The following is a 19,765-nucleotide window of genomic DNA, read 5'->3' on the forward strand; positions in this document are numbered from 1 at the left end:
TTCGGTTGCCGCCAGTGTAGGCGGCGAATATGTACGGTTTGAGGCTCAGCGGGCCCGATGGTCGGGAGGGCGATGGCGGATGCTGCCGCCATACAGCCCTGGCGTCTTATGTCGGACGATAAACACGCACATTGGCATGTCCCTCACTGAGCAGGTGGTGTGCGTGCAGACGGCTCATCACACCTTTGTCGCAATACAGCAAGTACTGGCGGTTGGCATCCAGCTGCTTGAACTTGCTGTTGATGGCATAGAACGGCATGGCCTGGACTTCGATACCGTCGAGCACCAGAGGTTCGTCTTCCTGGGCATCGGGGTGACGAATATCGATGACGATCTGGCCGGGCAGCGCCTCGGTCACTTCCTCGATTTCGATGTCCTTGCCCAGTTCGTCGATCACATGGTCGATGGAGATCAGCCGGGCGCGTTCCAGGGCGCGCTCCAGCACGGCCATGTCGAACTGCTTCTCTTCATGCTCCATGCGGTGGCGCTTGGCGTGGGTGGTCGGGTTTACCGAGATCACGCCGCAGTATTCTGGCATGTGCTTGGCGAAGTCGGCAGTGCCGATCGCGTAGGCCTGGTCGATGATGTCCTGCTTGTGGCTGGCCAGCAGCGGGCGCAGCACCAGCTTGTCGGTGGCCGAGTCGATGATCGACAGGTTCGGCAGGGTCTGGCTGGACACCTGGGAAATCGCCTCGCCGGTGACCAGCGCGTCGATCTCCAGGCGGTCGGCCATGTGCGCGGCACCGCGCAGCATCATGCGCTTCAGGGTCACACCCATGTAGCTGTTGTCGACCTTGTTGAGGATCTCGCCGACCACTTCCTCGAACGGCACGCTGATGAACAGCACGCGCTGGCTGCTGCCGAACTTCTTCCACAGGTAGTGGGCCACTTCCATCACGCCCAACTCATGGGCACGGCCGCCGAGGTTGAAGAAGCAGAAGTGGGTCATCAGGCCACGGCGCATCATCTGGTAGGCCGCCACGGTGGAGTCGAAGCCGCCGGACATCAGTACCAGGGTCTGCTCCAGGGCGCCCAGCGGGTAGCCGCCGATGCCCTGGTGCTGGTTGTGGATCACGTACAGGCGCTGGTCGCGGATTTCGATGCGCACCAGCACTTCCGGGTTCTTCAGCTCGATGCCGGCTGCGCCGCACTGCTGACGCAGCTGGCTGCCGACGTAACGGTCGACGTCCATCGAGGTGAAGTCGTGGTGGCCGCCGCGCTTGCAGCGCACGGCGAAGTGCTTGCCGGCCAGCAGGTGACCGAAGTGCTGCTTGCACTTGGCGACGATGTCGTCGAAGTCGCCGAGCGGGTATTCCTCTACCTGCAGGAAGTGGGTGATACCCGGGGTGCAGGTGAGGCGCTCGATCATCTCGCGCTGGACTTTTTCGTCTTCGACGCGGGTGACCACTTCGAGATTGTCCCAGACACCATCGACCACGAGCTCAGGGTCGAGGTCCTTGAGCACGTTGCGGATGTTCTTGCCGAGCTGGCGGATGAAGCGCTTGCGCACCGGCCGGCTCTTGATGGTGATTTCTGGGAAGACTTTGACGATAAGTTTCATTGGTTAACAGCGCGCGCAGGGCCTGCCGAAAATGAGGGGCGCGAATTATAGCGGAAATTGCTCAGGATTTGACCAACTTTTGTACAGAAGGTCGGATTTATATTGCCTGCACCGGCCTCATCGCCGGCAAGCCAGCTCCCACAGGCCATCCGCAGCTCTCAAGACTTACGCCCTACCTGTGGGAGCGGGCGAGCCCGCGAAGAGGCCCTCAAAGAAAGCACACAACTCAATCGATGCACACTATTGGTGCGCCGCTACCAAAATTCGCATCTTAAGGGTGCATTTTTACCCGCCAACCCTGCGCCAAATGCCCGCAAACGCCCCCTTTTATCCCGCCCTCGCCATTTTCGGGCACTGGCATGCAATTTGCTCCCTTGTGAGGCAGGTAAGCTTGGCCGACTATCCGCGCCCGGCAACACCCTTTTTCCAGGGCAGCGGCCCACCGCGCTCTAGACCATCCGGAGGACAACATGTCGAAGTCGGTTCAACTCATCAAAGATCATGACGTCAAGTGGATTGATCTGCGTTTCACGGACACCAAAGGCATTCAGCACCACGTGACCATGCCGTCGCGTGATGCGCTGGAAGACGACTTCTTCGAAGTCGGCAAGATGTTCGACGGTTCCTCCATCGCTGGCTGGAAAGGCATCGAAGCTTCCGACATGATCCTGATGCCGGTCGACGAAACTGCCGTACTGGACCCGTTCACCGAAGAGCCAACCCTGATCATCACCTGCGACATCGTCGACCCGTCGAGCATGCAGGGCTACGATCGTGACCCTCGCGCCATCGCCAAGCGCGCCGAAGAGTACCTGAAGAGCACCGGCATCGGTGATACCGTATTCGCCGGCCCGGAGCCAGAGTTCTTCATCTTCGACGAAGTGAAGTTCCAGTCGGACATCTCCGGCTCGATGTTCAAGATCTTCTCCGAGCAAGGCTCGTGGATGACCGGCGCTGACGTGGAAGGCGGCAACAAAGGCCACCGTCCAGGCGTGAAAGGCGGCTACTTCCCGGTTCCGCCGTTCGACCACGACCACGAAATCCGTACCGCCATGTGCAACGCACTGGAAGAAATGGGTCAGACCGTCGAAGTTCACCACCACGAAGTGGCGACTGCCGGCCAGAACGAAATCGGCGTCAAGTTCAACACCCTGGTGAAGAAGGCTGACGAAGTACAGGCACTGAAGTACGTCGTGCACAACGTTGCCGACGCCTACGGCCGTACCGCCACCTTCATGCCGAAGCCTCTGTACGGCGACAACGGCTCGGGCATGCACGTGCACATGTCGATCTGGAAAGACGGCAAGAACACCTTCTCGGGTGAAGGCTATGCCGGCCTGTCCGACACCGCCCTGTACTTCATCGGCGGTATCATCAAGCACGGTAAGGCCCTGAACGGCTTCACCAACCCGTCGACCAACTCCTACAAGCGTCTGGTCCCAGGCTTCGAAGCCCCGGTAATGCTGGCCTACTCGGCTCGCAACCGTTCCGCCTCGATCCGTATTCCTTACGTCGGCAGCCCGAAAGCCCGCCGTATCGAAGCTCGCTTCCCGGACCCATCGGCCAACCCGTACCTGGCCTTCGCGGCCCTGCTGATGGCCGGCCTGGACGGTATCCAGAACAAGATCCACCCAGGCGATGCTGCCGACAAGAACCTGTACGACCTGCCGCCTGAAGAGGCCAAGGACATCCCGCAGGTTTGCGGCAGCCTGAAGGAAGCTCTGGAAGAGCTGGACAAGGGCCGTGCGTTCCTGACCAAGGGCGGCGTGTTCTCCGACGACTTCATCGATGCCTTCATCGAGCTGAAGAGCGAAGAAGAAATCAAGGTCCGCACCTTCGTTCACCCGCTGGAATACGAGCTGTACTACAGCTGCTGATCTGATCGGCGCCTGGCGCCGATGACATGATCACGAACGGCCTCCTTCGGGAGGCCGTTTTCGTTTCCGTGGCTGCCTCATCGATTTCATACAGAACCAGCAGATGCCGCTGACATTTCGCCGCCCCTTCAGCACGCAGGGTAGGCGTCCCTTCAGTCAACGGACATCACGCCATGCGCAAACTTCTACCTGCAATGATTACCGTATCCGCCCTCCTCGCCGGCTGCGCCAGCAATGGCACCGCGCCAGGCCAGGCAACGTCACAGGTGCTTCACCGCGCCACCGGCAGTTGGGACGGCACCCCCTATCGCGATTACCCCGAAGGACGACCAGTGCTGTCGCTGGTGAAAGTCAGCATCCCCGCCCATAAAACCCTCGGCTGGCACTGCCATCAGGCGCTCAATCTGGGCTATCTGGCGGAGGGCAGACTTGAGGTGGAAACCCGCGACGGCAAGCGCACAAGCCTGGTTGCGGGCCAGACGCTGGCAGAACTTCAAGGGGAAGTGCACCGCGGGCACACCACTGGGCAGCCCGCCACTGTCATGGTGTTCCACGCAAGCAATGAAGACCTGGCGTTTTCAACGCCAGAAGCCGAATGCCAGCCAGCTGTGCGATAAACCCTGAAACCACCTATGCTCCATATTGGTGCATTCTGAGAGCTAACGCCCCCGAATGCACCCCAAAAGCGATCACGTGAACCGTTTAATCAGTTCATTCTGGTGCGAATTGTCCCGTCTCCAGGGCTTTATCGGCAAATTCCGCTTCTTTTCGGAGCCTTGGTTTGGTTCTTGCATTTTTTGCCCAAAGACTGGAATCAGCGGATCCACCGCGCGCCCGACCATGGCCGCGCCCATGCCCGACACGCGCCAAAAGAGGTCGACGACGCCCTATGACCATCAGCGATGCCCAGCACCGTCTGCTTCTGGACAACCTGACCACCGCCACGCTGCTGCTCAACGCCGAGCTGCGCCTGGAGTACATGAACCCGGCCGCGGAAATGCTGTTGGCGGTCAGTGGCCAGCGCAGCCATGGGCAGTTCATCAGCGAACTGTTCACCGAGTCGACTGAGGCCCTCAGCTCGCTGCGCCAGGCGGTCGAGCAGGCGCACCCGTTCACCAAGCGCGAAGCGCAGCTCACCTCGCTGACCGGGCAGACCATAACCGTCGACTACGCGGTAACGCCGATCCTGCACCAGGGCCAGACCCTGCTGCTGCTGGAGGTGCACCCACGCGACCGGCTGCTGCGCATTACCAAGGAAGAGGCCCAGCTGAGCAAGCAGGAAACCACCAAGATGCTGGTACGCGGCCTGGCCCACGAAATCAAGAACCCCCTTGGTGGCATCCGCGGCGCAGCCCAGCTGCTGGCCCGCGAGCTGCCGGAAGAAGGCCTGCGCGACTATACCAACGTGATCATCGAGGAAGCCGACCGCCTGCGTAACCTGGTCGACCGCATGCTCGGCTCGAACAAGCTGCCGTCGCTGGCCATGACCAACATCCACGAAGTGCTGGAGCGGGTTTGCAGCCTGGTGGAGGCCGAAAGCCAGGGCTGCATCACTTTGGTGCGCGACTATGACCCCAGCCTGCCGGATGTGTTGATCGACCGCGAGCAGATGATCCAGGCCGTGCTCAACATCGTGCGCAATGCCATGCAGGCGATCAGTTCGCAGAACGAACTGCGCCTGGGCCGCATCACCCTGCGCAGCCGTGCCCTGCGCCAGTTCACCATCGGCCACGTGCGTCATCGCCTGGTGGCGCGGGTGGAGATCATCGACAACGGCCCGGGCATCCCGCCGGAACTGCAGGACACCCTCTTCTATCCCATGGTCAGCGGCCGCCCGGACGGTACCGGGCTGGGCCTGGCCATTACCCAGAACATCATCAGCCAGCACCAGGGCCTGATCGAGTGTGAAAGCCATGCAGGCCACACCGCCTTCTCGATCTACCTGCCCCTGGAACAAGGAGCCACCGCCTCATGAGCCGAAGTGAAACCGTATGGATCGTCGACGATGATCGCTCCATCCGCTGGGTCCTGGAAAAAGCCCTGCAACAGGAAGGCATGACCACCCAGAGCTTCGACAGCGCCGATGGCGTGATGGGCCGCCTGGCACGCCAGCAACCGGACGTTATCATTTCCGACATCCGCATGCCGGGCACCAGCGGCCTCGACCTGCTGGCACAGATCCGTGAGCAGCATCCGCGCCTGCCGGTCATCATCATGACCGCCCACTCCGACCTGGACAGCGCCGTGGCATCGTACCAAGGCGGTGCCTTCGAGTACCTGCCCAAGCCGTTCGATGTGGACGAGGCAGTCTCACTGGTCAAGCGAGCCAACCAGCACGCCCAGGAGCAACAAGGGCTGGATGTGCCGCAGAGCCTGGCGCGCACCCCGGAAATCATCGGTGAAGCGCCGGCGATGCAGGAGGTGTTCCGCGCCATCGGCCGCCTCAGCCACTCCAACATCACCGTGCTGATCAACGGCGAGTCCGGTACCGGCAAGGAGCTAGTGGCCCACGCCCTGCACCGCCACAGCCCGCGTGCGGCGTCGCCGTTCATTGCCCTGAACATGGCCGCCATCCCCAAGGACCTGATGGAGTCCGAGCTGTTCGGCCATGAAAAAGGCGCCTTCACCGGCGCCGCCAACCTGCGCCGGGGGCGCTTCGAGCAGGCCGACGGCGGCACCCTGTTCCTCGACGAGATCGGCGACATGCCCGCCGACACCCAGACCCGCCTGCTGCGGGTGCTGGCCGATGGTGAGTTCTATCGCGTGGGCGGCCACGTGCCGGTCAAGGTCGATGTGCGCATCATCGCCGCCACCCACCAGAACCTGGAGTCGCTGGTACAGGCCGGCAAGTTCCGCGAGGACTTGTTCCACCGTCTGAACGTGATCCGCATCCACATTCCACGGCTGGCCGACCGCCGCGAGGATATCCCCGCCCTCGCCCGCCACTTCCTCGCCCGCGCCGCCCAGGAGCTGGCGGTCGAGCCGAAGATCCTCAAGCCGGAAACCGAGGAGTTCATCCGCAACCTGCCGTGGCCGGGCAACGTACGGCAAATGGAAAACACCTGCCGCTGGATCACCGTGATGGCCTCCAGCCGCGAAGTGCTGATCGGCGACCTGCCACCCGAGCTGCTGAACCTGCCACAGGACGCCGCACCGGTAACCAACTGGGAGCAGGCCCTGCGCCAGTGGGCCGACCAGGCGCTGGCGCGCGGGCAGACCAGCCTGCTGGACAGCGCAGTGCCGAGCTTCGAGCGGATCATGATCGAGACGGCGCTCAAGCACACCGCTGGCCGTCGGCGCGATGCGGCACTGTTGCTGGGTTGGGGGCGCAACACCCTGACGCGCAAGATCAAGGAGCTGGGGATGAATGTGGCAGGTGGCGATGATGAGGAAGGGGACGAGCACTAACGTCCGGTAAACCTTCAAGGCCATTGGGGCTGCTGCGCAGCCCTTTCGCGACACAAGGCCGCTCCCACAGGTACGGCGCTATCTCTGAACCGAGCGGCGTCCTGTGGGAGCGGCCTTGTGTCGCGATGGGCCTGCGAAGCGGGCCCCGCCATTCCCGCGCCCATGCACCGATCCTGTGCCCGATGCACCTCTCGAAGGCACAAATCCCCCGCCAAAACGGCCAAATCACCCTGAAAACCCATAATTTACGGGCTTTTCAAAACTGGCACGCCCCCTGCAATAACCCATACATATCCAGTTTCGGGGGCCCTGGTACAGGCAGGCCGGGTGAACCCCTCTTTTATTCGCAACATCGCCAGTTTTGGGGACCTCGGTACAGGCAGGCCGGGCCATCCCCCCTTTATACGCAGTACCCCTTTCGGGGACCCTGGTACAGGCAGGCCGGGATATCCCCTCTTTTATTCGTGCAGTTTCACCTGCAACCGCCAGCGCCCAGCATCCTCTGCACCGGCCCACTCGCCGTGCAGGGGGCGCGCGGCCACCACCGTCAGCAACAGACCTTCCTTGCTATTCTGCACCCGCCAGCTCACAGGCTTGCCCTGCAGGCTCAGTTGCCCTTGCCGGGCCTTGCCCTGGGCCTGGAACAATAGCGCTACCGTACCTTCCACATTCTCGCCATGCAGCTGGGGCTCTTCGTTGAACCACAGCTCCAGGCCATCCTGCACCACCTCCACCTGCTGCAGCTCGCGCTCGTCGGGCGTGGTCAGGCGGCCGATCATCAGCCCCACCATCAAGCCGACGATCGCCAGCGACAGCATCACCCGTGGGAACGCCTTCGAACGCAGGTCCGGTTCGGGGGTAGAATGCCCGTCATCTTCACGCTTGGAGCCGTGCATGTTTCACGTCATCCTTTTTCAACCAGAAATTCCGCCGAATACCGGCAACATCATTCGCCTGTGCGCCAACAGCGGCTGCGACCTGCACCTGATCGAGCCCATCAGCTTCGAACTGGATGACAAGCGCCTGCGGCGCGCGGGGCTGGATTACCACGAGTATGCCACGCTCAAGCGCCACGAGAGCCTGGCCGGATGCCTGGAAAGCCTGGGCAACCCACGGCTGTTCGCCTTCACCACCAAGGGCTCGCACCCGTTCCACGAGGTGGCCTACCAGCCGGGTGATGCCTTCCTGTTCGGGCCAGAAAGCCGTGGCTTGCCGACCGAGGTACTGGACAGCCTGCCGGCCGAACAACGCCTGCGCCTGCCGATGCGGCCGGGGTGCCGCAGCCTGAACCTGTCCAATACCGTGGCTGTGACGGTGTATGAGGCGTGGCGGCAGAATGGGTTTGCCGGCAGTTGATGCGCTGCCTGCACTGGCCCTATCGCCGGCAAGCCAGCTCCCACAGGGACCGCACCAGCCTTGAAACCTGTGCAGTACCTGTGGGAGCTGGCTTGCCGGCGATAGGGCCGGAACAGGCCAACAAAAAAGGCGACCGAAGTCGCCCTTTTTCAAATGCAGCTATTACTGCACAGTCGGCGCTTCGCCGGCTTCCTGCATGCGCTGCATTTCCTGCGCGTACAGGGCGTCGAAGTTGACCGGCGACAGCATCAGGGCCGGGAACGAACCGCGGGTCACCAGGCTGTCCAGGGTCTCGCGGGCGTACGGGAACAGGATGTTCGGGCAGAACGCACCCAGGGTGTGGCTCATCGAAGCTGCGTCCAGGTTCTTGATCAGGAAGATACCGGCCTGCTGCACTTCAGCGATGAAGGCCACTTCGTCACCGTTCTTGACGGTAACCGACAGGGTCAGCACCACCTCGTGGAAGTCACCTTCCAGGGCTTTCTGCTTGGTGTTCAGGTCCAGGGCAACGCTCGGCTCCCAGGTCTGACGGAAGATCTGCGGGCTTTTCGGGGCTTCGAACGACAGGTCGCGCACATAGATGCGCTGCATGGAGAACTGAGGGCTGTTGTCTTCTGCAGCAGCGCCGTTGGTCTGTTGGTCAGTCATGGCAGATCCTTATCCTAATGTTTTTGAATGCAGTGCAAATCAGGCCGCCAGCAGCGCGTCGAGCTTGCCGGCGCGCTCCAGGGCATAAAGGTCATCGCATCCACCGACATGGGTGCTGCCGATCCAGATCTGCGGCACAGATGTACGGCCGGCCTTCTGGCTCATCTCGGCACGAACCTGTGGCTTGCCGTCGACCTTGATTTCCTCGAAGGCCACGCCCTTGCTCTCGAGCAGGTACTTGGCGCGCATGCAGTAGGGGCAGTAGTCGCTGGAATAGACGATGACGGGCTTCATATCACTTCACCAGGGGCAGGTTATCGGCTTTCCAGCTGGAAACGCCACCGCTCAGTTTGGCGGCGTTGTAACCAGCCTTGAGCAGCTCGCGGCAGATGGTGCCGGACTGTTGGCCCATCGAGTCGACGACGATCAGGGTCTTCTCTTTGTGCTTGTCCAGCTCGCTCATGCGGTTGACCAGCTTGTCCTGCGGGATGTTCACCGCACCGACGATGTGACCGGCGGAGTATTCCTTGGTCGGGCGAATGTCGATGACCAGGGCTTTCTCGGCATTGACCAGGGCAGTCAGCTGGCCATTGCTCAGGCTCTGGCCGCCGCGACGGATTTCGTTGACCAGCAGCGCGACCAGCAAAACAACGAAGATCGCCACCAGGATGTAGTGGTTTGTCGCAAATTGAATCAGGTTAGCAACCATCTGGGGTGTTCCACGCGATTGAAAATGCCGGCCAGTATACACAGCCCCCCAGTGCCACCAAAGCCCGACGGGCCGGCCGGAAAGGTACCTTCATGTTGCCACATTGGCCACGCTGGTCAGGGAACAGGACGAATATTCGCCGCCGGTGGCGCATTTGCCCTAAAATGCGTGTCTTTATCATCTTTGAACAACCGTGAGTTTGATTGATGACGAGTACGCCCAAACCCCTGGTCCTGATCATCCTGGATGGCTTCGGCCACAGCGAAAGCCCCGAATACAACGCCATCTACGCCGCCAACACACCGGTCTATGACCGCCTGCGCGCCAGCCAGCCGCATGGCCTCATTTCCGGCTCGGGCATGGATGTCGGCCTGCCGGACGGGCAGATGGGCAACTCCGAAGTCGGTCACATGAACCTCGGCGCCGGCCGCGTGGTGTACCAGGACTTCACCCGGGTGACCAAGGCCATCCGCGACGGCGAGTTCTTCGAGAACCCGGTTCTGACCGGCGCCGTGGACAAGGCAGCCAGTGCCGGCAAGGCCGTGCACATCCTCGGCCTGCTGTCCGACGGCGGCGTACACAGCCACCAGGACCACCTGGTAGCCATGGCCGAACTGGCCGCGCAGCGCGGTGCGGAAAAGATCTACCTGCACGCCTTCCTCGATGGCCGCGACACGCCGCCACGCAGCGCACAGTCGTCGATCGAACTGCTCGACGCCGCCTTCGCCAAGCTGGGCAAGGGCCGCATCGCCAGCCTGATCGGCCGCTACTACGCCATGGACCGCGACAACCGCTGGGACCGCGTCAGCGCCGCCTACAACCTGATCGTCGACAGCGCTGCCGAATACACCGCCGACACCGCCCTGGCCGGCCTCGAAGCGGCCTACGCCCGCGACGAGAGCGACGAGTTCGTCAAGGCCACGCGCATCGGTGAAGCAGTCAAGGTTGAAGACGGCGACGCGGTGATCTTCATGAACTTCCGCGCCGACCGCGCCCGCGAACTGTCGCGCGTGTTCGTCGAAGCCGACTTCAACGAATTCCCGCGTGCCCGCCTGCCAAAACTGGCCGCCTACATCGGCCTGACTCAGTACTCGGCGAAAATCCCGGCCCCCGCCGCCTTCGCCCCGGCCAGCCTGAACAACGTGCTGGGCGAGTACCTGGCGAAGAACGGCAAGACCCAACTGCGCATCGCCGAGACCGAGAAGTACGCCCACGTCACCTTCTTCTTCTCCGGTGGCCGCGAAGAGCCGTTCGAAGGCGAAGAGCGCATCCTGATCCCGTCGCCGAAGGTCGCCACGTACGACCTGCAGCCGGAAATGAGCGCACCGGAAGTTACCGACCGCATCGTCGAGGCCATCGAGCAGCAGCGTTATGACGTGATCGTGGTCAACTACGCCAACGGCGACATGGTCGGCCATACCGGCGTGTTCGAAGCTGCGGTGAAAGCCGTCGAAGCCCTGGATGGCTGCGTCGGGCGCATCGTCGAAGCGCTGGACAAGGTCGGCGGCGAAGCGCTGATCACCGCCGACCACGGCAACGTCGAGCAGATGGAAGACGAGTGCACCGGCCAGGCGCACACCGCGCACACCACCGAGCCGGTGCCGTTCATCTATGTCGGCAAGCGCAACGTCAAGGTGCGTGACGGCGGCGTGCTGGCCGATGTGGCGCCGACCATGCTGAAGCTGCTGGGGCTGGAAAAGCCGGTGGAAATGACCGGGACCTCGATCCTGGTCGACGCCTGATTCTGAGCATGGGGCCGCGTCGCGGCCCAATCGCCGGCAAGCCAGCTCCCACAAGTACTGCACAGTTTCAAGGCCTGTGGTGATCCTGTGGGAGCTGGCTTGCCGGCGATTGGGCTGCAAAGCAGCCCCTTTGCACAGGAATTCCAGACAAACGCCCCTCTGCACCCGCAGCGAGGCGTTTTTTTTGCCCGCCCGCGCGGGCATACTAGGCCAGTCTCCATCCTTGGTACGCCAAACCCCATGCTTCGCGCCCTGATCCTCCTAGCCCTGTCTTGCCTGCTCAGCCCGGCCTTTGCCGATGAGCGTGCGCAGACCCAGCAGCAACTGGACGCCACCCGCCAGGATATTGCCGAGCTCAAGAAGACGCTGGGCAAGCTCCAGGAAGAAAAGGCCGGTGTGCAAAAGGACCTCAAAGCCACCGAGACCGATATCGGCAACCTCGAAAAGCAGGTGGAGGCCCTGCAGCAAGAACTAAAAAAGACCGAGGGCGAGCTGGAGCGCCTTGATACCGAGAAAAAAAAACTCCAGAGCGCCCGCGTTGAACAACAGCGACTGATCGCCATCCAGGCCCGTTCGGCCTACCAGAATGGCCGCGAGGAATACCTCAAGCTGCTGCTCAACCAGCAGAACCCCGAGAAGTTCGCCCGCACCCTCACCTACTACGACTACCTGAGCAAGGCGCGCCTGGAGCAACTGCGCACCTTCAACGAGACCCTGCGCCAGCTGGCCAACGTCGAACAGGAAATCGCTACCCAGCAGCAACAGCTGCTGGCCCAGCGCGCCGACCTCGACAGCCGCCGCCAGGCCCTGGAAACCGAGCGTGGCAAGCGCCAGCAGGTGCTGGCCAAGCTCAACAGCGACATGAAGGACCGCGACCAGAAGCTGCAATCGCGCGAGCAGGATCAGGCCGATCTGTCCAAGGTACTCAAGACCATCGAGGAAACCCTCGCCCGCCAGGCCCGCGAGGCCGAAGAAGCTCGCAAGAAGGCGTTGCTGGCCCAGCAGGAAGCGGAAAAGCGCCGCCAGCAGGAAGCCCTGGCCGCTGCTGCCGCCCGCGAACAGGCCCGCGAACCGGTGGAGCCACCGAAAAAGGCCCGCACCACCCTGGGCCCGCTGGTTTCCAGCGACGGCGCGAACTACGGCGGCGCATTTTCTGCCGCACGGGGAAAACTTCCCTGGCCAGTCAATGGTCGATTGCTGGCACGTTTCGGTGATGCCCGCGGCAGCGATGCCCGTGCCAAGTGGGACGGGGTGATGATCAGCGCCAACCCGGGCACCCAGGTCCGTGCCGTGCACGGCGGGCGCGTGGTGTTCGCCGACTGGTTGCGCGGTGCCGGGCTTCTGGTCATTCTCGACCATGGCAACGGTTACCTGAGCCTGTACGGCCATAACCAGAGCCTGCTCAAGAGCGCCGGTGATATCGTCAAGGCTGGCGAGGCCATTTCCACCGTTGGCGACAGCGGCGGCCAGGACGCTGCCGGCTTGTACTTCGCCATCCGCCAGCAGGGCCGGCCTACCGACCCTTCGCAGTGGTGCCGGGGCTAGTCAAATTTCTACGGGGTAGCCCACGGGCTGCGCCGATGCTCCCCAGGGAGCGCTTACAGGATCAGGAGTTCGTTCGACATGCTGCACTCGCCTCGTCTCACCCAGCTGGCCCTGTCCATCGCCCTGGCGGTCGGCGCGCCCCTGGCCACTGCCGCGGAGCCGGCCAAGCCGGCCGCAGTACCGGCCACCGAGGTGACCGCCAAGGCGCCACTGCCGCTTGAAGAGCTGCGCACCTTCGCCGAGGTCATGGACCGCATCAAGGCGGCCTATGTGGAGCCGGTGGACGACAAGACCCTGCTGGAAAATGCCATCAAGGGCATGCTCAGCAACCTCGACCCGCACTCGGCCTACCTCGGCCCCGAGGACTTCCAGGAGCTGCAGGAAAGCACCAGCGGCGAGTTCGGCGGGCTGGGCATCGAAGTAGGCCAGGAAGACGGCTTCATCAAGGTGGTCTCGCCGATCGATGACACTCCGGCCTCGCGTGCCGGCGTGCAGGCCGGCGACCTGATCGTCAAGATCAACGGCGCCCCGACTCGTGGCCAGACCATGACCGAAGCGGTCGACAAGATGCGCGGCAAGGTCGGCGAGAAAATCACTCTGACCCTGGTGCGCGACGGCGGCAACCCCTTCGACGTGACCCTGGCCCGCGCAGTCATCCAGGTCAAGAGCGTGAAGAGCCAGCTGCTGGAGAACGACTACGGCTACATCCGTATCACCCAGTTCCAGGTCAAGACCGGCGACGAAGTAGGCAAGGCCCTGGCCAAGCTGCGCAAGGACAACGGCAAGAAGCTGCGCGGCGTGGTGCTGGACCTGCGCAACAACCCGGGCGGCGTGCTGCAGTCGGCGGTGGAAGTGGCCGACCACTTCCTGACCAAGGGCCTGATCGTCTACACCAAGGGCCGCATCGCCAACTCCGAGCTGCGCTTCTCGGCCGACCCGGCCGACGCCAGCGACGGCGTGCCACTGGTGGTGCTGATCAACGGCGGCAGTGCCTCGGCCTCGGAAATTGTCGCCGGCGCCCTGCAAGACCAGAAACGCGCCGTGCTGATGGGCACCGACAGCTTCGGCAAAGGCTCGGTGCAGACCGTGCTGCCACTGGCCAACGACCGTGCGCTGAAGCTCACCACCGCGCTGTACTTCACCCCCAACGGCCGCTCGATCCAGGCCCAGGGCATTGTCCCCGACATCGAAGTGCGCCCGGCCAAGCTCACCGCCGAAGCCGACACCGACAACTTCAAGGAAGCCGACCTGCAGGGCCACCTGGGCAACGGCAATGGCGGTGCCGATCGCCCGACCGGCAGCGGCAAGCGCAAGGAGCGCCCGCAGGATGACGACTTCCAGCTGAGCCAGGCCCTGAGCCTGCTCAAAGGCCTGAACATCACCAAGGGCGACTGACCCACCCCATGCGTTATCTGCTGTGTCTGCTGTTCTGCCTTATGGCCGGGGTCGCGCAAGCGGCGCCGGCCGGCAAGGCCTACATGAGCATCATCATCGACGACCTGGGCCAGAGCAGCGAGCGCGATAGCCGCACCCTGGCCCTGCCCGGTCCGGTGACCATGGCGATCATGCCCGACACCCCGCATGCCACCACCTTTGCCCACCAGGCGCACAAGGCCGGCAAGACGGTGATCCTGCACATGCCGATGGACCCGGCCACCGGCCCTTACGCCTGGCACCCCGGCACGCCTCTGCCGGAGCTGGCCCGACGCCTGGACGCCGCTCTGGCGCAGGTGCCGTGCGCAGTCGGCATCAACAACCACATGGGCAGCCGCATGACCGCCGAACCCGAGGCAATGGCGATGCTGATGGCTGACCTGCAACGCAGGCACCTGTTCTTTGTCGACAGCCGCACCAGCGCTGCCACCGTAGCCGCATTCCAGGCTCAGGCCCAGGGCCTGGCACAGGTATCCCGCGATGTCTTTCTGGACAACGTACGTACGGTCGAGGCCATCGGCAGCGAATTGCAGCTCGGGGTCGAACTGGCTCGCAAACAAGGCTCAGCCGTGCTGATCGGCCACCCTTATCCGCAAACCCTCGAAGTGCTCGAACGCGAACTGCCCCGGCTGAAGCGCCAGGGCATAGAGCTGATCGGCCTGGAACAGATGATTGCCGAGCGGGGCAATCAGACGATGCCTGCACATGTCAGGCACCACCCCACTGCCCCCGTTGGCCGGTTTAACGGAAAGGAATGATTCCTCGGGCCTCGGCCAGCGTAAGTCTTCCCCTGTGCACCCGCTGGCCCGCGGCTGCAGCGGCCTGGCTACTCAAGCTGCGCTGCTTCCAAGTCTTGAGGTGACCTACCGTGAAATTATCAGCGTTGGCGTCCAGCGAGGGTAAATGGAAGTGTGCAGCCCAGAGGCTCAGCTTGCTCGGTAGACGCCGGATCCGGTATTCGTCAAAAGCGCTGCCATCTTGCATGGTGCGCCGCTCCACATATTCGACCTGTATCAGCCCCTTTTTGTGGAGATACTGCAAGCCTTCGGCCGACGGATACTTGGTGTCGGTATAGAGCGTGGTCATCTGCAATGTTTTCTCTGCATCCAACTTGTCCAGCTCCAGCTCCAGCGTTCTGACCAGCTTGTCGTTTCCTCCGGCATCACGCACCACACTGAGCGCCTGATTCAGCTTTTCCAGATGCTGGTCGAACAACTGCTCGAGCAACGCCCCTTTGATGTCGTGCTTGACATAGTCCTCGGCCTGCTCCCGCACGGAATCGCTTTCGTCCAGAAGCACCTGTACCCACATGGGCAGGTCTGTTGGAGTAGCTTCGTCCGCCAATGAAGGGCGCTTGCTTTCCCGCTGTCGCCATTCCCCATCCACCAGGTCGAAGGTTGCCAGTACTTCTTCACTGAACGTCTCGCGCACTTCCACGATCTGGCTTTCGCCTACCGCCCTTTCCACACCGATCATCAACTGCCCAGCAAGGTTGCGCACCACTCGCTGCTCTTCGGTAGACACCTTGTAGGGCGTGCGCTTTTGCGCGACCGTTCCACCCTCCTGCTCCGAGATCGCGGCAACCAACCGCTTTCCCGCATCTTCCTTCAGTTGCTCTACATGGTTGCGATACCGCTCGAGCATTGCGGGTTCGATAAGGTCGCCACCTTCGCGGAGAATGCGGGCACTATTGAGTAATGCGGCAGAGTACTCATCCCATGCCTCTTGCAAGATCACGATGCGGTCATCTGCCGACAGATTGGCAAAGTCAAGCTCCCCGTGAGTCTCTGCGGCATTGCGCAAGGCCATGCTGACCAGTTCGTCCCGGTAGCGGGCGACTGTCTGAAGGCCGCCGGGAGCATTGAGGTGCAAGGCCAGGTCTGCCAGGTTCTGCACCTGATGGAAGCGCATCTGCACGGTCGAAAACGGTCTTTCGTCGATCAGATGCCCCACTGTGCGATGGTCACCAGGGGTGTTGGAAGGTATGACAAGCTCAACCGGCGACTCGGCCAGCAAATTGTCCAGGTGCACTCGTATGGCGAGCATGCGGTCCTGATACTCCACCACCTGCTCCAGCTTGATACGAAACGCAGCATATTGTTCGCCGACCTCTGCCAATGGCTTCCCATCGATAGCCCGTTGCAGCGCGGCAAGTTGCGGATAGTCCGTCAGGCTCCACAGCTCGTTGTAAACGAACACACAATCACGAATCAGCTCTATTCGGGCACTTTCCTGATGCTGGTCAAGAATTTCATCCAACCCTTTGTTATGGCGAGATTTGGCATACTTGGGTTCTGCCATCGTGATCAACAGTTTTAGCTGTTCATCCATCTTGCCAATGGCCTCTTCCAGCAGCGAAACGATTTTCTCGCGCTGCTGAGCGATGCTTTCCTTCACCTCTATTTCTCGTTGAGCATACTTTTCTATCAGCGACTCCTTCATTGACACATCAGTACCTGCAGGGGCCGAAGCCACCTCAGACTGCGCTTTCAACTTCAACGCCTCCATGGCCACAAGGTTTTTGTGCAAAGCCATCATCTGCTTGGTAACTGCCTGGACCTTCGCTTTCAACCCCGGAACGTCCTCCTCCAGCTTGGAAACTTTTTCGTACAGTTTATCGAAGCGGCGCGATACCAAAGTCTTGGAGTCGGGAGCCCCTCCCGCAAGGCGCAGTTTCGTATCCACCCGCCAAGCCCCATCGACAAATGCCAGCCAGGGCCCGTAACCGCCAGTCGCATCGACTACCCGAACTCCCTCAGCCAGCAACTCCACGCTATAGAGGTCACCAGCCATGGCCGCGTAGTAGTTCTTATCGATCTGGTACAGGCCTTCACCATCGCCCGCTGTCAAAGGGCTCAACCCATTGACCGAGACACTGGAGCGCATGGCTTGCAACCTCTGCCGCTGTTGCGCGGGCAGCCAGTTGAACCCATGCTGGCCGCGCCAGGAAAAGTCCAGCACCTGGCTGCCCAGTTCGCCCAGCTTGCCTTCCGGTTCTTCACGCGCCTCGATAGCAAGTTCGGCAAACGCGCCGTTTTGCCGGTCAGGCCCTTCGAACAGCGAAAGCTCAGGCAGCCGCCTTGTGGGCACTGTCTCCTGCTTCGGTTGATGGGCATGCAGCAGCGTCATCCCAAGGTTGAGCAACAAGTCGGCCACTGCAGCAGACCGATCGAACTCACCACCCTGCTCCAACACGGTCAAGTCGTTTTGCAGCGAAGCCAGAAACTGTACCAACCAGGCCACAGACGCGACCGGGCCGCGTATCGCCTGAGTCACCACATCGAACAACAGCCAGGCGCCCTCGCACAGGAGCTGCCAGCGGCTCTCGGCGTCAGATACCGATTCCAGCCCTGCCAGCTCGACCAGCAGATCTCGGTTGGCCTGGTAGATTTTCTCGTCAACCTTGTTGCGCCACAGCTTCAGATCGAGCATCGCCGGCTCCGGCTTGGCCGGGAGCGTATAAGGGTCGAGACCAATACTCACAATGTGCGGCTCGCTGAAACCACCCTCTGCATATACGTCGCGCGCGGTCGGGTCGATCCAGTCAAGAATGCTCTCTTGGAAGAGAGCCGACTCACGAATATGTGCAAGCAAGGCCTCAAGGCTTGCGTACTCGCGAACCGTGTCCTGTCGATATAGCGGGCGGTACACCAGAACCTTTGCCGGCTCGGCGCAGAACAGCAAGTACATGCCGCGCACATCGTCTTTCTTGCGCGAATGACGGCTGCGCCTGAAAGCCAGGGGGATCAAGGACATGCGCGGAACCAAGGGGTCCTGATGACCTGCGCAAAAATCGACCACGCACTGTAGGCCCACCTCGGAGACTTTCGCGTCGAGCCTGGCCGAAAGGGCGCTGGAAAGAAACGCGCTTCGCCATTCCCTGGCCAAACGCACGATGCGCTCGGCGCGCATGGCCTGATCATCGAGCTGTTCGGCAACATAGTTCGGGTAGCGGCCACCAATGTCTACCTGGGTCACCAGTCGCTTCGCAGCATTGGCATCCAGCCACTTCGGCGGCGTGATGCCCTTTCGATGGCTGACCTTTTTGATCTCCGCGCCCTTGAGCGAAGCAAGGTTACCGATAGCAAATTCGGTAAGCGACTTGGTACCCACGAACGCCAGTGGCTCGCCGCCGCCGGCACCTGTCGCAGCGCCACCAGGCACACCCCGAGCGATATACAGGTCGAGAAGCAGGTGATCTGGAGAGGTTTCGTCCCCGTGCTCCTTTTTCATCTGCTCGCCCAGTTGCTGCGCGGCATACGCCGTCAATGACTGGATGCCGTCCAGCACCGAAACACCCCCGGCATCCAACTGGTCAAGGGCGAGCTGCAACAACGCGGCGCGACAGGCAAAGCTGTCCTGGGGAGCGCTAGCCCTGAGCCCTGGCGGGGCCATGGTGGCTGGCGTGTCGTCTTCGTAGCGTACGAACCAGGCCGCCGGGTCGCTCAGGTGGGCGAAACGCCTCTCCATTGCCGCCACATCGGACAAGCCACTGAAGCGCATCAGGTCGAAAGACTGGAACATGGACTCAAGCAACAGCGAAACCTGCTGGGCAAAGACGTTGCCCTCAACCGGCTGACGCGTCCACGACAGGCTCTGAAAACTGTAGTGCTGCGCCAGTTCGTTGCGCAACGCTTCGCCGAAATCATCCAAGGAAGCGAAGCTGCGCGTGATACCGGACGGCGCGCACCAGAGCACCACCTGCCGCTCATCGTAATCGCCAGTGACCAGCAGGTGACTGAGCATCTGGTCGTATTGAATCGACCCACAAGTCAGGCTGGCTTTCACGAAACAGACCGATGGCTGGGCAGTACCACCGCGGATCAATCCGCGAATGCAGGCCTGCTCCTGAACGTCCAGCCCTTGCAGAGGCAGACCACGCAAGAGCGCAGTCCTGAGCAGCAGTTGCAACCACTGGTCACGGCTCACCCCTGCACTGCCCTTGGCATTCCAGTATTCGAGCTGTGCCTCGCAGAAAAGCCGTGGCAACTGCTTTACCAGTTCGTCGAGCGCATCGGACATGCCGCTCAGTTGGCGGGTGTCGAACGCGCTGTCCGAGCCAGGAAAACGGTATGAGGAGGTTAGTGCAAGATTGTGATGCCGCTCACCGACAGGCTCGATGTCCAGCGGCTGTGCTTCGAGCAATGCCTGGAGCACACGGTCGACCAGCGGTTGCGTGCCCCAGTAAGGCGTGCTGGGATCGGGACTATCCAGCATGATAGGGTCCGCGTTGGACAGAGCAGGCTTCACAAAGGCAAGCCAGGGCAGCTTCCCCAGCAGCACGGTCCACAGATTCTCGCTGGTCACCTGCCGCAATGTCGGCCGATCACTGAACTGACTGGCTGCGGCGTACTGAAAATCGAATGTGGGAATAGCGGAACGTTTCATGAAGCATGCCTCCGGAAGAAAACCGGCAGGCTGAAGCAAACTTGTCCGCTACCCGGGCTAATTATTGCTTGCCCATGAAAAAGGCCCTGCGTCTTGC

15 protein-coding genes are annotated in these 19,765 nt (G+C 62.0%); 9 read left to right on the forward strand and 6 right to left on the reverse strand.

Annotated features, from left to right (window positions below):
• Nucleotides 1–106: 106 nt before the first annotated feature.
• Nucleotides 107–1,561 carry a tRNA uracil 4-sulfurtransferase ThiI gene (gene thiI, locus RYH74_RS00695; RefSeq protein ID WP_238067022.1) on the reverse strand — a complete coding sequence of 485 codons (1,455 nt, stop codon included), beginning with the start codon at nt 1,559–1,561 and terminating at the stop codon, nt 107–109.
• A gap of 470 nt (nt 1,562–2,031) precedes the next feature.
• On the opposite strand from thiI, the gene glnA reads away from it, so the two are divergent.
• From glnA to ntrC, 4 genes are all read left to right on the forward strand, one after another.
• Complete coding sequence (gene glnA, locus RYH74_RS00700; RefSeq protein ID WP_025340936.1) at nt 2,032–3,438, forward strand: type I glutamate--ammonia ligase; 1,407 nt, start codon at nt 2,032–2,034, stop codon at nt 3,436–3,438.
• 173 nt (nt 3,439–3,611) lie between these two features.
• Nucleotides 3,612–4,055: a cupin domain-containing protein gene (locus RYH74_RS00705; RefSeq protein WP_317408824.1), complete on the forward strand. Its 444-nt coding sequence runs from the start codon at nt 3,612–3,614 to the stop codon at nt 4,053–4,055.
• Between the two features lie 272 nt (nt 4,056–4,327).
• On the forward strand, nt 4,328–5,413 hold the full coding sequence (gene glnL / locus RYH74_RS00710; RefSeq protein WP_025340937.1) for a nitrogen regulation protein NR(II): 1,086 nt from the start codon (nt 4,328–4,330) through the stop codon (nt 5,411–5,413).
• Complete coding sequence (gene ntrC / locus RYH74_RS00715; RefSeq protein WP_013974578.1) at nt 5,410–6,846, forward strand: nitrogen regulation protein NR(I); 1,437 nt, start codon at nt 5,410–5,412, stop codon at nt 6,844–6,846. The genes glnL and ntrC overlap by 4 nt, the downstream gene beginning before the upstream one ends.
• Nucleotides 6,847–7,304: 458 nt before the next feature.
• Here the strand turns inward: ntrC and RYH74_RS00720 are convergent, their stop codons facing one another.
• Nucleotides 7,305–7,742 (reverse strand): hypothetical protein, encoded by a 438-nt coding sequence (locus RYH74_RS00720; protein ID WP_075046617.1) that lies wholly within the window; start codon nt 7,740–7,742, stop codon nt 7,305–7,307.
• Between RYH74_RS00720 and trmL the strand changes: the two genes are divergently transcribed.
• On the forward strand, nt 7,741–8,202 hold the full coding sequence (gene trmL, locus RYH74_RS00725; protein WP_025340939.1) for a tRNA (uridine(34)/cytosine(34)/5-carboxymethylaminomethyluridine(34)-2'-O)-methyltransferase TrmL: 462 nt from the start codon (nt 7,741–7,743) through the stop codon (nt 8,200–8,202). The two genes, RYH74_RS00720 and trmL, sit on opposite strands and share 2 nt — an antisense overlap.
• Nucleotides 8,203–8,364: 162 nt before the next feature.
• Here the strand turns inward: trmL and secB are convergent, their stop codons facing one another.
• Genes secB through RYH74_RS00740 form a run of 3 tightly spaced genes read right to left on the reverse strand, consistent with a single transcriptional unit; the run spans nt 8,365 to nt 9,559 of the window.
• Nucleotides 8,365–8,850 carry a protein-export chaperone SecB gene (gene secB / locus RYH74_RS00730; RefSeq protein ID WP_013974581.1) on the reverse strand — a complete coding sequence of 162 codons (486 nt, stop codon included), beginning with the start codon at nt 8,848–8,850 and terminating at the stop codon, nt 8,365–8,367.
• Nucleotides 8,851–8,889: 39 nt separating this feature from the next.
• A complete protein-coding gene (gene grxC / locus RYH74_RS00735) occupies nt 8,890–9,144 on the reverse strand; it encodes a glutaredoxin 3 (RefSeq protein WP_003249204.1) in 255 nt (84 codons plus the stop codon).
• Between the two features lies 1 nt (nt 9,145).
• A complete protein-coding gene (locus RYH74_RS00740; RefSeq protein WP_003259887.1) occupies nt 9,146–9,559 on the reverse strand; it encodes a rhodanese-like domain-containing protein in 414 nt (137 codons plus the stop codon).
• Nucleotides 9,560–9,765: 206 nt separating this feature from the next.
• On the opposite strand from RYH74_RS00740, the gene gpmI reads away from it, so the two are divergent.
• From gpmI to RYH74_RS00760, 4 genes are all read left to right on the forward strand, one after another.
• Nucleotides 9,766–11,301 carry a 2,3-bisphosphoglycerate-independent phosphoglycerate mutase gene (gene gpmI, locus RYH74_RS00745; RefSeq protein ID WP_075046619.1) on the forward strand — a complete coding sequence of 512 codons (1,536 nt, stop codon included), beginning with the start codon at nt 9,766–9,768 and terminating at the stop codon, nt 11,299–11,301.
• Nucleotides 11,302–11,541: 240 nt separating this feature from the next.
• Nucleotides 11,542–12,846 (forward strand): murein hydrolase activator EnvC family protein, encoded by a 1,305-nt coding sequence (locus tag RYH74_RS00750; protein WP_015272119.1) that lies wholly within the window; start codon nt 11,542–11,544, stop codon nt 12,844–12,846.
• Between the two features lie 78 nt (nt 12,847–12,924).
• Nucleotides 12,925–14,241 carry a S41 family peptidase gene (locus RYH74_RS00755; protein ID WP_023660970.1) on the forward strand — a complete coding sequence of 439 codons (1,317 nt, stop codon included), beginning with the start codon at nt 12,925–12,927 and terminating at the stop codon, nt 14,239–14,241.
• An 8-nt stretch (nt 14,242–14,249) separates the two neighbouring features.
• Complete coding sequence (locus RYH74_RS00760; protein ID WP_075046620.1) at nt 14,250–15,038, forward strand: divergent polysaccharide deacetylase family protein; 789 nt, start codon at nt 14,250–14,252, stop codon at nt 15,036–15,038.
• On the opposite strand, the gene RYH74_RS00765 is transcribed toward RYH74_RS00760, so the two are convergent.
• Complete coding sequence (locus RYH74_RS00765) at nt 15,022–19,668, reverse strand: dermonecrotic toxin domain-containing protein (protein ID WP_317408825.1); 4,647 nt, start codon at nt 19,666–19,668, stop codon at nt 15,022–15,024. The genes RYH74_RS00760 and RYH74_RS00765 overlap by 17 nt on opposite strands.
• Nucleotides 19,669–19,765 lie beyond the last annotated feature (97 nt).

The sequence above is a fragment of the Pseudomonas sp. LSJ-87 genome (assembly GCF_032971465.1).
Taxonomy (GTDB): Bacteria; Pseudomonadota; Gammaproteobacteria; order Pseudomonadales; family Pseudomonadaceae; genus Aquipseudomonas; species Aquipseudomonas putida_Z.